This is a genomic window from Clostridium gallinarum (genome assembly GCF_014836325.1).
Lineage (GTDB): Bacteria > Bacillota > Clostridia > Clostridiales > Clostridiaceae > Clostridium > Clostridium gallinarum.
In genome coordinates this window covers 1-12,168 of sequence record NZ_JACSQZ010000003.1, presented here as the reverse complement: position 1 = coordinate 12,168, position 12,168 = coordinate 1, and the positions used below count along the sequence as shown (strand labels likewise).

Below are 12,168 nucleotides of genomic sequence, written 5' to 3'. Positions count from 1 at the left end.
TTTAATGGATTTAAATGAAATTTATACAACTCTTATAATGGAGCATAGTTCATCAAAGCACAATAGAAGAAAACTAGATCAGGTAGATTTATCTGAAAAAGGACATAATCCAAGTTGTGGAGATGAAATAACATTAGAAATAAAAATGAATGGAGATGTAATAGAAGATTTAGCATTTACAGGTCAAGGCTGTGCTATTTCTCAAGCATCAACATCTATGATGATAGATCTTATAAAAGGAAAAAATAAAGAAGAAGCATTAAAGCTAGTAGAAACTTTTATAGGAATGATAAAAAGAGAAATTGATGATGAAGAAGAATTAGAAGCATTAGAAGATGCGATAGTTCTAAAAAACATCTCTAATATGCCAGCAAGAGTAAAATGCGCTGTTTTAGCATGGCACACTTTAAAAGAAGCTATGGCATAGATAAAATGCAAGCATTTTATAATGTAAAGTTAAAAATGAAGAATTAAGAATTAAGGAAAAAAATCCTTCGGATTTTTAATAAAATTGGTGCGAAGCACGTTTTATTTAAGTTTTGCTGTGCAAAACATCCTTAATTTTACATTCTTCATTTTTCATTATTAATTTTAAGTGTTTTTTATTTTTCATTATTAATTTAAAGCTAGAGTTTAAAATTATTAAATAAATTATAATAATTTTAAATTTTAAAACAATTTGCTTTATAATATTAGAAATAAAGGTTTGCTATATTAATATAAATTATGGTAAAATTTAATCACTATATTTTAAAAATAAGGAGAAATGAGTAAATGGAAGGTAGTCCCGGGAGTAGTTTTATTTTAATCTTAATTTTAGTTTTAGTTAATGCGTTTTTTGCATCTGCAGAAATGGCAATAGTATCATTAAACAAAACTAAAATAAATATTTTAGCTGAAGAAGGAAATAAGAAAGCAAAGCTTTTAAAAAATGTAATGAAGGATCCAAATAGGTTTTTATCAACAATACAAGTTGGAATAACTTTTGCAGGTTTCTTTGCATCAGCATCAGCAGCAACATCAATTTCTTATGGTTTTGCTAACTTTTTAAAGAGTATTAATGTACCATATAGTGAAAGTATAGCTTTACTTTTAACAACACTTGCTATATCTTATATAACATTAGTGTTAGGAGAATTAGTACCTAAAAGAATAGCACTTCAAAATTCAGAAAAATTAGCAATGTCAGTCATTAAGCCTATAATTTTTATTTCTAAGTTGACCAAGCCTTTTGTATGGTTTTTATCTTTTTCAACTAATATTATTTTGAAAATTTTTAGAATAAATACAGAGGGAATAGAAGAACAAATATCAAGAGAAGAAATAAGAAGTTTAATAGAAATAGGTGAAGAAAACGGAGCTATAAATCCATCAGAAAGAGAAATGATAGATGGAATTATTGAATTTGATGATACCACGGCTAAAAAGATTATGACCCCTAGAACAGAAACTTTCTTATTAAATGTTAATGATAGTATAAGAGAGTGTATTAAAGAGATTTTAGATGAAAATTATTCAAGAATACCTGTTTATGAAGGTGAACAAGATAACATTATAGGAATACTACACATGAAAGATTTATTTGCATGTATAGTAGAAAATGGTATAGATAATGTTAATATAAGAGATTTATTAATAGAGCCTAGCTTTTTTATAGAAACTAAAAATATAGATGAATTATTTAAAGAATTAAAAGAGAAAAAAGCTTATATAGCTATATTGATAGATGAATATGGTGGTTTTTCTGGAATTGTTACCATGGAAGATATAATTGAAGAAGTAATGGGAGAAATTCTAGATGAATATGATGATAATCTAGATATAGAAAAAATAGATGATGATAATTATATAGTTAGTGGGTTAATGGCATTAGCAGATATAAATAGTTATCTAGACATAGAATTAGAATCAGAGTTTGCTGATACTATAGCAGGTCTATTTATAGAAAAATTAGGTGAGATACCAACTTCCACTCAAAATTGTGAAGTTGTAGTGAATAATGTAACATTAAAGTTATTAAAATTAGATGATAAAAGAATAGATAAGATTCACATAGTACTAAATCATAATTTTCAAGAAGAAGTAGTATGTGATGAAGATTATGATATAATTTAATAAAATGATGAATAATACTCCTCGATAATACTAAAAATATTATAGAGGAGTGTTTTAATTATGATAGAAAATACCTTGAAAGAATTAAATACCCAACTCGAAGGAGTAATAATGGGTGAAAATGCAATATCAAATTTAAAAGATAAGGCACAGGATTATAGGTTAATTGATTTACTAGATAATACATTATGTACAGTACAAAAGAATAAAGATGTAATAGTAAAAGAAATAGAAGAACTAGGTGGAACACCTACTCATAACGAAGGTGTTTGGGGAAAAGTGTTAGAAGTTTTTAATAATATAAAAGAAATGACAATTGATACAGATAAAGAAATATTAGAAAAAGCTATTAAAGGAACTGAAATGGGATTTAAAGCTATATTAGATTTCTTAATAGAAGAAGAAAATTTACATGATCATTTTAAAAAAGAATTAATTAATGTATCAGATGAATATACAAAAAATATAAAGCAAATGCAAGAATATTTGATTAGTTTAACATAGTTTTAATTAATATGTATAAATTTATTTAATTAATACAAAATAAAACTGTTGAGATAAAGGAGTGTGTAGATTTATGAGTGAAAAAATAATGACTTTTAATGATGAGAATGGAAATAAAATAGAGTATGCTATTTTAGAACAAAAATTAATTTGTGGTAGTGAATATGTAGCTATGGCTCCAGTTGAAGATAAATCACATATTGAAATTTATAAGATAAAATTTGATAAAGACTGGAATGAAAGCCTAAGCGAAGTAGAATCAGAAAATGAAATAAATATGTATAAACAAGTTTCAAACTTGAAATTTTAATTGCACAAAAAGCACTAGCAAATTAATAATGTTTGCTAGTGCTTTTTTTCTTTAGGAAATTATATTTATGGACAAGTTAAGGATAATTTTATGAGATTAGTAAATTTCGTAGTGTAAGAAATAGAGCTTTTATAATTTCCTTCCTTCAGTTTGTAAGTGTTAAAATATCATAGCAAGGTGACTTGGAGCTTGCGACGGAACCTGGATATGATACTTTAACACTTTTTTATTTTAGATTCACAAAAGAATTTGTCTATGAATAAGATAAAATAAAATAAGATTAGGAGTAATGAAGTTTATGAATGGTTATAATCTAATAATGAAATTACAAGCTAAAATGCAGGATCCTAGATTTGCAGAAAGATTCAATAGAATAGTTTCAGAATTTAATAGTATTCCAGGAGTACAACAAGAGGTTATGAGAATAGCACAAATTCAGGATGAAAGACAAAGAGAAAAAGCTATATCTAAGTTACCAGATAGAGTTAAAAGACTAGTTAGGGAAGTAAGTTCATTATTAAATGAATAAATAGAATTTTGTTAACAAAAGAGAAGAATATTGCATATATTATGTATTATAAATACTTTACAAGGAGATAAAAAATATGGGAACTAATTATGGGTTTAATGCAGAAGATTTTGAAGAAATTTTCAGTAGACTTCAAGTAGATGAAGCTGATTTAGAAATAAGCAATTTAACTAGCTCTGAAGAATTTGAAAATGAACTTGATCTTTCAAGTTTAGAAAATTTGAGTTTAGATGAATTAGAGTTAAATACTTCTAGATGTTGTTCAAATTCAGAAAATAATGAAGTTGAAGAAGCTTCAAGTAATTGTAATACTGGCTGTGGATCATCAAACTGTCGGGAATACTATGAAAGAGGATTAAGAGAAGGACTTGAACAAGGATTTAGAAGAGGATATCAAAAAGGTTACTGCAGAGGAAAAGATGTAGGGTTAAGAGAAGGATTTAATAGAGGTTTAGAAAAAGGTTTAAGTAAAGCAGAAGAATTAGCTAGAGAAGCTTATGAAAAAGGCTTTAGGTGTGGATATGAAAAAGGATATTCAGTAGGATATAGAAAAGGATACAGGGATGGAGCTAAAGCAGGATTTGAAAAAGGAGCTAGAGCTGGTTTTAATAATGGATTTAGAAAAGGTTATGAAAGAGCTATTAGAGATATTCTTAATTGTGCAAGAACAGCAGCTAATAATACTTTAGGAACAAGCTCTAATGGAAATTCTAATTGTGGTTGTAATGGAACTTGGAGAAATTGTTAAAATTATTAAAAAATAGCTAGTTTTAAAAATCTAGGGGCTATGATAAATAGCCCCTTTATTGTTATTTATTAAAATATAATAGTGAATAAATAATTAAATTTAAAAAATATGTAAAAATATTTATATAAATCAAGTATAATTAAATTAGAAACAAAATAATAACAGGAGGTTAAGAATGAAGATAAATTGGAACAATAAATATACAACTATAGCTATATATTCTTTTTTGGTCGCAGTATCAATAATTTTATTTTATTTAGCAATATCTCAAGTTTCTATATTTACAGATAAGCTAAACTCTATATTAATAATATTTCAACCATTTATTATAGGATTTTCTATAGCTTATATAATAAATTTTTTGTTGGAATTTTATGAAGAAAAAGTTCTTAAGGAAAAATATATTAAGAAAGTAAAATTAAAATCAAAAAGAGGATTAGCTATAACTCTATCATATGTAACTGCTTTTTTTATAATAGGTATGGTAGTTAAATTCCTTTTACCACAGGTTTTAGATAGTATATTAGGTTTAGTTAATGATATACCAACCTACATAAATAATACGACTAAATTTGTGAATGAAATTATAATGGATTTAAATATAGAAGAGCAGTATTCTAAAACTCTTATAGATAATATTAATAATGTAATCAATTATACTATTAAATTTATAACAAACTTAATTCCAGCCTTAGGAGGATTTGTTGCTAGACTTGCATCAAGTATTTGGAATGTTATATTAGGTATAATAGTATCTGTATATTTATTAATAGATAAAGAAAAGTTATGTGCTTTAAGCAAAAAGGTAACTTATGGACTTTTACCAGAAAGTTATGCTAATAGCATTATAAAATTGGTTCATAAAAGTAATTATACTTTTGGAAGATTTTTAATTGGTAAAATAATAGATTCATTAATAATAGGTATTTTAACTTTTATTATCTTAGCTATTTTTAAAATGCCATATACAATATTAGTATCTGTTATAGTTGGAATAACTAATATTATACCTTTCTTTGGACCATTTATAGGAGCAATTCCTTCATTTATAATTATTTTATTTGTATCACCGGTTCAAGCTTTATGGTTCTTATTAATAATCTTTATAATACAACAATTAGATGGAAATGTAATTGGGCCTAAAATACTAGGAGATACAATAGGAATATCAGCATTTTGGATTTTATTTTCAATATTAGTTGCTGGTAAGGTGTTAGGTATAATTGGTATGATAATAGGGGTGCCTTTATTTGCAATTTTCTATTCAATAGTAAAAGGCTTTATAGAAGGTAGACTAAGAAATAAAGGATTAAAAACAGAAACAAAAGATTATATGAAAGATTAAGGAGCTGTTTAATAACAGCTCCTTACCATTTTCCAGAGGATCCACCACCATTGGAAGAACCTCCACCAAAGCCACCAAAGCCTCCTGATCCAGAAGAGCCACCAAAGCCTCCAAAACCACCGGAGCCTCCACCACCTCTTCCACCTCGTCCATATCCTCCGCTTAGGAATAGGATTCTAAGAATTAATAATGTTATTGAACCTCTATTAAAGATTAAATCAATTAATAGTAGAACACCTAAAAATCCTACAGAAGTAAACAAAGGTGCTTTTTCTGAGTTATTTTCTTTTGGAAGAGTTATATTTAGTGACTTACTTAAAGTTACATCATATTCCTCAGCGATAAAATCACTAAAGGAACTATAACTATTTAATATGCCTTCACCATAATTTCCTTCTTTAAAACTTTCTTTTGCTAAAGATTCCATGACTCTATTACTTAGTGCATCTGGAATTGCACCTTCTAATCCACGACCTACTTCTACACGCCAAGAACGATCGTTAATGGCAACTAAAACAAGCAAACCATTATCTTTATTTTTTTGACCTATTCCCCAGCCTCTAAAAAGCTTTAAAGCATACTCTTCAATAGGTTCTCCATTAGTACTATCTATAATTACTGTAACAGCTTGAGCGCCAGTTTTATCTTCTAGCTCTTTTCCAATAGATATTATTTTTTCTTTTTCTTCTTGAGTTAATATACCTACATAGTCATTTACATATTTATAGTTAGTTGGACTAGGTATGGTAGTTTCTGCAAATGTAATTAAAGAAGAACTAAATAATAATGATACTATTAAAGAAATTAGAAGGAATCTTAATTTTTTTAGTATTTTCATACTAGCTACCAAAATCTACAGAAGGAACTTCACTAGCATTATCGCTTGCTTTATAAAGAGGCATTTGTTCAAAGCCAAATATTGAAGCAATAATATTACTTGGGAATCTTCTAAGTTTAGTATTATAATTAGTTGCAGCAGTATTATAATCTTGTCTTGCAACAGCTATTCTATTTTCAGTTCCTTCTAATTGGATACTCAAATCTTTAAAGTTTTCATTAGATTTTAAATCAGGATATCTTTCAACTACAACAAGCAATCTAGATAGTGCATTTGAAAGCTCACTATCAGCATTAGCTTGCTCAGTAACATTAGTTGCTCCAGAAAGTTTACTTCTTGCGTTAGCTATATCAGTAAAAATATCTTTTTCTTGAGTAGCATACCCTTTAACAGTATTAACTAAGTTAGGTATTAAATCAGATCTTCTTTGTAATTGAGTATCTATATTTGAAGCTGATTGATTAACCTGTTGCTCTAGATTTACTAAGTTATTATAACTCGATATAACTGGAAATCCTATAATAGCTAAAACTATTACTATAACTAATAATATTTTCATTCCATTATTTTTCATAAAAACACACTCCTTTCCTATATTTAGTATAACATAAAAATACACTACTTTTCACATAATTAGTATATGTAGAAAAGTAGTGTGTTATTAAAATTTAACCTATTAATAATGTTATAATTAAAAGCAAAGTAAATGTCCAATGTAAATTATTAGTATAAGGAATACCTAATTTTTCAAAACTACAAACTGCTTTATGTGCTTTTAGAGCAATCGGTAAAGTAATAAATACTAACAATGTAGTTAAAGGATAAAAACCTAAAATAACGTAAATAGAAGTTAGTATATAGGCACCAAATACTAAAAATCTATAAATATATCTACTGTATTTACTTCCAATTCTAACACTTAGTGTACCAAGGCTTAAGTTAGCATCTCTTTGGAAGTCTCTCATTTCATTACTTATCATAAGAGCTGGTATTATAAATGATGCTGGTAATGATAATAATATAGGATATAAACTTAATTCCTTTGTAAAAGGATAAGATGCTCCTAAAACCATAAGAGGTCCCATTGTTATAAATGAAATTGGAACACCAAGCCCTTTTCTTTTAAATACAAAAGGCTCACCAGTATAAGAATAAGCACCAAATATTCCAATCAAACCTATTATTAGCATATTAAAATCAGTTATGTATATTAAATATAAACCAATTAAAGATGCTAGTCCAAAACAAGACATTGCCCATAAAAATACATAAATATCAAAGTAAGTTCTACTTACACCTAAGAATTTTACTTTTCTTCCACTAGGTCTATAATATCTAAAACTTCCTTCAAAATAATCATTTACTAAATTTGCTCCAGATTGAGCAAGTAATCCAGCGATAGTTACAAGAATAACTAAAAATATATCTTTAGGATTTGAAAAATTTATTGCTCCCATTTTATATGCAGCTACGATTCCTAAAGTAGTAGAACCTATTGCAAGGGTTAAGGAAAAAGGGCGAAAGGCTTTCCAAGAGTCTTTTATAAATTTTATTATATAATCTTTATTCAAAAAATCACCTCATATTAATTATTGCAAGTTAAAATTTTATCATAGACTTGTATTTTTTTCAATTTATAACACTATAAATTTATAAAGTATAGTTAAGAATTTCGATATATTTGTTAAGTTTTTTATATGGAAGTTACTGTATTAAAACCCTATAATAATAATTGTAAACGAAATCAATGGTTAAAATATTTTATAGAGGTAGGGGATTGGTATGAAAAAGGTTAAAAAATTACTTACAATGGCAATGGCTACTATTATGGTTACTGCTTCATTAGTAGGCTGTGGTTCAAAGGGAACAGTAGATAAAGGAGGAGCTTCAGAAGGAGATAAAATTAAAGTTGGAGTATGTTTATATAAATTTGATGATACTTATATTTCAACAGTACGTCAAAATTTAGAAAAGATTCAATCTGAAAATCCAGATAAAGTTGAATTTACTTTTTATGATGGAAAAGGTGACCAAGCTACACAAAATGATAGTATAGATACATTATTACAAAAGGATGTAGATTTATTATTAGTTAATTTAGTTGATACAGGAGCAGCACCAACGGTTATAGATAAGATTAAAAGTGCTGAAAAGCCAGTTGTATTATTTAATAGAGAACCATCAGCAGATACGATAAAGGAATATGATAAGGCAATATTTGTTGGAACTAATGCTAAAGAAGCAGGAGTTATGCAAGGACAAATACTTACAAATTTATGGAATAAGGATTCAAAGGCTGTAGATAAAAATGGAGATGGAGTTTTACAATATGTTATGTTAAAAGGTGAACCTGATAATCCAGAAGCAGTTGCAAGAACTCAATACTCAGTTTCTACTTTAAATGATAACAAAATTGAAACTGAAGAATTAGCTCTTCAAGTTTGTAACTGGGACCAAGCTTTAGCACAAAATGCTACTGAAGCATGGTTATCAAGATTTGGTGATGATATAGAAGCTGTAATAGCTAATAATGATGGTATGGCTCAAGGTGCTATAGCTGCATTACAAGCTCAAGGATACAACAATGGAGATGCTGCAAAGACTATTCCAGTTGTAGGTGTTGATGCTACAGCAGCAGCTCAAGACTTAATAGGAAAAGGATTTATGTTAGGTTCAGTTCTTCAAGATGCTGAAGGTATGGCTAAGGCTTTATATTCAACAGGAATGAACTTAGCATCTGGTAAGAGTGCTATTGAAGGAACTTCATATAAATTTGATGATACTGGAGTTGCAGTACGTATACCATATCAAGAATATACTAAATAAAAATTTCAATTAAAAGCTGTTGCATGATGAAAGTTTAAAAATATAAATTGTGTGACAGCTACTTTAAAAATAAAAGAAAAGTGGTGAAAGTTATGGCAGATATAAAATATATTCTTGAAATGATAGATATTTGCAAAGAATTTCCAGGAGTTAAAGCATTAGATAAAGTTCAGTTACGAGTAAGGCCAGGAACTGTACATGCTTTAATGGGGGAAAATGGAGCAGGTAAATCTACTTTAATGAAATGTTTATTTGGTGTTTATATTGAAGATGATGGAGAAATTTTAATTAATGGAGTAAAAAGTAAATTTTCAAATCCAAAGCAAGCTATGGATAATGGTGTTGCAATGGTACATCAAGAATTAAATCAAGTATTACAAAGAAATGTTATGGATAATATTTGGCTTGGTAGATATCCAGGTAATGCTGGAGTTGTAAATGAAAAAACTATGTATGAAGAAACTAAAAAAATATTAGATGAATTAGAAATAGATGTTGATCCTAAAATGAAGATGGCTAAATTATCTGTTTCACAAAGACAAATGGTTGAAATAGCAAAGGCTGTTTCATATAATGCTAAAATTTTGGTTTTAGATGAGCCTACATCATCATTAACTAATGAAGAAGTTAATCACTTATTTAAAATTATAAATAAGTTAAGAAGTAAGGGCTGTGGTATTATATATATTTCTCATAAAATGGAGGAAATTCTTAAGATTTCAGATGATGTAACAATAATGCGTGATGGAAAATGGATAGATACACTTCCTGCAAAAGACTTAACAACAGATAAAATAATAAAATTAATGGTTGGACGTGATTTAACAAATAGATTTCCACCAAAAACAAATAAGCCACAAGATATTATTTTAAAAGTTAAAAATTTAACAGGAACATATCAACCATCAATTAAAAATGTTTCTTTTGAACTTAGAAAGGGAGAAATATTAGGTGTTGCAGGTTTAGTTGGTTCAAAGAGAACAGAATTATTAGAAACAATATTTGGTATAGCTAAACATAATGAAGGTGAAGTAATTCTTCATGGTAAAAAAGTAGAAAATAATGATTCTCGTAAAGCTATAAAAAATGGATTTGCTTTATTAACAGAAGAACGTAGAGCAACAGGAATATTTGGGCAACTTGATATTAAATTTAATACTATGCTTGCTAATATAGATGGATATAGTAAATATGGAGTATTAGATAATAAAAAAATGACAAAAGATACTAATTGGGTAATAGATAGTATGAAGGTTAAGACACCAAGTCAAAAAACTTTAATTAGAAGCTTATCAGGAGGTAACCAACAAAAGGTTATTATAGGAAGATGGCTTTTAACTAACCCAGAAATACTTTTGTTAGATGAACCAACAAGAGGTATAGATGTTGGTGCTAAATATGAAATTTATCAACTTATTATAGATTTAGCTAATAAGGGTAAAGGGGTTATAGTTGTATCCTCTGAAATGCCAGAATTATTAGGAATTTGCGATAGAATACTTGTAATGTCAAATGGAAAAGTAGCTGGAATAGGTGATGCAGATAAATTATCACAAGAAGATATTATGACTATGGCTGCTAAATATATTTAGGATAGAGGTGGAACTTATGAATAAAGTCAAATTTAATAAAGAGTCTTTACAAAATTTCTTGCTTAATTATGCATTATATATAGTTTTATTTATAATGATAGTATTTTTCGTAATAAAGGAACCGGGTTTCCTTTCATTGAAGAATTTCACTAACATTTTGAGTCAAGCATCCACAAGAGGAATTCTTGCACTTGGTGTTGCTGGATTAATTGTACTACAAGGTACAGACCTTTCAGCAGGTCGTATTTTAGGATTTACAGCAATAGTATCAGCATCACTTTTGCAATCAACAACATATGCTGCTAGAATGTATCCTAATTTAAAATCCTTACCATTAATAGTACCAATGTTTGCAGCTATAATAATAGGTGGAATATTTGGGGCAATTAATGGATTTGGAGTTGCTAAATTAAAAGTACATGCTTTTATTATAACCCTTGGAACTCAACTTATAGCTTATGGTGCATCATGTTTATATATCGATAGACCACCACTTGGAGCTCAACCAGTTGCTAACTTAGATGAAAGATATACAGCTTTTGTTAATGGATATTTAAATCTAGGAAGTGTTCAAATTCCCTATTTAGTTTTTTATCTTGCAATAGTTGCAGCAATAATGTGGTTTATATGGAATAAAACTAAACTTGGTAAAAATATGTTTGCTATTGGAGGAAATCCAGAAGCAGCAGCTGTTTCCGGTGTAAACTTAGTAAAAAATATAATGTTTATATTCATAATTTCAGGTGTACTTTATGGATTAGCAGGTTTCTTAGAAGCGGCTAGAGCTGGATCAACTACAACAAGTACTGGATTTAATTATGAATTAGATGCTATATCTGCCTGCGTAGTAGGGGGAGTATCCTTTACAGGTGGTATAGGTACAATTCCAGGAGTATTAATTGGTACAGTATTATTACAAGTTATAAATTATGGACTTAACTTTATAGGAGTAAATGCTTACTGGCAATATATAATAAGAGGATTAATAATTATAGTTGCAGTTTCATTAGATGTAAGAAAATATATAGCTAAAAAATAATAAAGGAAATGATTGATATGGAAAATGAAGCTATAAATGAAGATTCAAAAGATATTCCTAAAAAAACTATGAGAGATACTTTATATGGCAACTTAGATGTATCAGTAAAAACTATGGATAGAGTCTTAATAGTATTATTTATATTACTTGCTTTGTCATTAGTTATAGGAATATTAGTTTAAAGTATAAAATAAATAATTTTGAGTATAGTAGAGTGAAGTTAATACTTTGCTCTATTTTTAATGTATAGACCAGTTATAAAAAGTCAATACTTTTTTAAAAAATTCTTTTATTAAATAAGGGTATACTTAAGAAACCATAT

Annotated in this window: 14 protein-coding genes; 11 read left to right on the top strand and 3 right to left on the bottom strand. The window is 27.8% G+C overall.

Going from position 1 to position 12,168, the window contains the following annotated elements:
• Positions 1–4 precede the first annotated feature (4 nt).
• From sufU to H9660_RS01105, 7 genes are all read left to right on the top strand, one after another.
• On the top strand, positions 5–427 hold the full coding sequence (sufU, locus tag H9660_RS01135; RefSeq protein WP_191747695.1) for a Fe-S cluster assembly sulfur transfer protein SufU: 423 nt from the start codon (positions 5–7) through the stop codon (positions 425–427).
• Between the two features lie 347 nt (positions 428–774).
• Complete coding sequence (locus H9660_RS01130) at positions 775–2,115, top strand: hemolysin family protein (protein WP_191747693.1); 1,341 nt, start codon at positions 775–777, stop codon at positions 2,113–2,115.
• A gap of 60 nt (positions 2,116–2,175) precedes the next feature.
• Positions 2,176–2,619 (top strand): DUF2383 domain-containing protein, encoded by a 444-nt coding sequence (locus tag H9660_RS01125; protein ID WP_191747691.1) that lies wholly within the window; start codon positions 2,176–2,178, stop codon positions 2,617–2,619.
• Positions 2,620–2,692: 73 nt separating this feature from the next.
• Positions 2,693–2,929 carry a DUF1292 domain-containing protein gene (locus tag H9660_RS01120; RefSeq protein ID WP_191747689.1) on the top strand — a complete coding sequence of 79 codons (237 nt, stop codon included), beginning with the start codon at positions 2,693–2,695 and terminating at the stop codon, positions 2,927–2,929.
• Positions 2,930–3,227: 298 nt separating this feature from the next.
• Positions 3,228–3,458 carry a hypothetical protein gene (locus tag H9660_RS01115; RefSeq protein WP_191747687.1) on the top strand — a complete coding sequence of 77 codons (231 nt, stop codon included), beginning with the start codon at positions 3,228–3,230 and terminating at the stop codon, positions 3,456–3,458.
• 76 nt (positions 3,459–3,534) lie between these two features.
• Positions 3,535–4,206, top strand: coding sequence for a FliH/SctL family protein (locus tag H9660_RS01110; protein WP_191747684.1), 672 nt, complete (start codon positions 3,535–3,537; stop codon positions 4,204–4,206).
• Between the two features lie 175 nt (positions 4,207–4,381).
• The gene (locus tag H9660_RS01105; RefSeq protein ID WP_191747682.1) at positions 4,382–5,551 is read left to right on the top strand and encodes an AI-2E family transporter; all 1,170 of its coding nucleotides are present in this window, start codon (positions 4,382–4,384) and stop codon (positions 5,549–5,551) included.
• Positions 5,552–5,573: 22 nt separating this feature from the next.
• Here H9660_RS01105 and H9660_RS01100 read toward each other — a convergent pair whose 3' ends face one another.
• The 3 genes from H9660_RS01100 to H9660_RS01090 form a co-directional block, all read right to left on the bottom strand.
• On the bottom strand, positions 5,574–6,389 hold the full coding sequence (locus tag H9660_RS01100; RefSeq protein WP_191747680.1) for a TPM domain-containing protein: 816 nt from the start codon (positions 6,387–6,389) through the stop codon (positions 5,574–5,576).
• A 1-nt stretch (position 6,390) separates the two neighbouring features.
• Positions 6,391–6,963, bottom strand: a complete 573-nt coding sequence (locus H9660_RS01095) for a LemA family protein (RefSeq protein ID WP_191747678.1) — start codon at positions 6,961–6,963, stop codon at positions 6,391–6,393.
• Positions 6,964–7,057: 94 nt separating this feature from the next.
• Entirely contained in the window at positions 7,058–7,960 is a 903-nt protein-coding gene (locus H9660_RS01090) for a prenyltransferase (protein ID WP_191747677.1), read from the bottom strand.
• 211 nt (positions 7,961–8,171) lie between these two features.
• Here H9660_RS01090 and H9660_RS01085 point away from each other — a divergent pair, with 211 nt between their 5' ends.
• From H9660_RS01085 to H9660_RS01070, 4 genes are all read left to right on the top strand, one after another.
• Positions 8,172–9,215, top strand: coding sequence for a galactose ABC transporter substrate-binding protein (locus tag H9660_RS01085; protein ID WP_191747675.1), 1,044 nt, complete (start codon positions 8,172–8,174; stop codon positions 9,213–9,215).
• Between the two features lie 92 nt (positions 9,216–9,307).
• Positions 9,308–10,807 (top strand): galactose/methyl galactoside ABC transporter ATP-binding protein MglA, encoded by a 1,500-nt coding sequence (gene mglA / locus H9660_RS01080; RefSeq protein ID WP_191747673.1) that lies wholly within the window; start codon positions 9,308–9,310, stop codon positions 10,805–10,807.
• 16 nt (positions 10,808–10,823) lie between these two features.
• Positions 10,824–11,846, top strand: coding sequence for a galactose/methyl galactoside ABC transporter permease MglC (gene mglC, locus H9660_RS01075; RefSeq protein WP_191747671.1), 1,023 nt, complete (start codon positions 10,824–10,826; stop codon positions 11,844–11,846).
• Positions 11,847–11,863: 17 nt separating this feature from the next.
• The gene (locus H9660_RS01070; protein ID WP_191747669.1) at positions 11,864–12,028 is read left to right on the top strand and encodes a hypothetical protein; all 165 of its coding nucleotides are present in this window, start codon (positions 11,864–11,866) and stop codon (positions 12,026–12,028) included.
• The last annotated feature ends 140 nt before the right edge of the window (positions 12,029–12,168 follow it).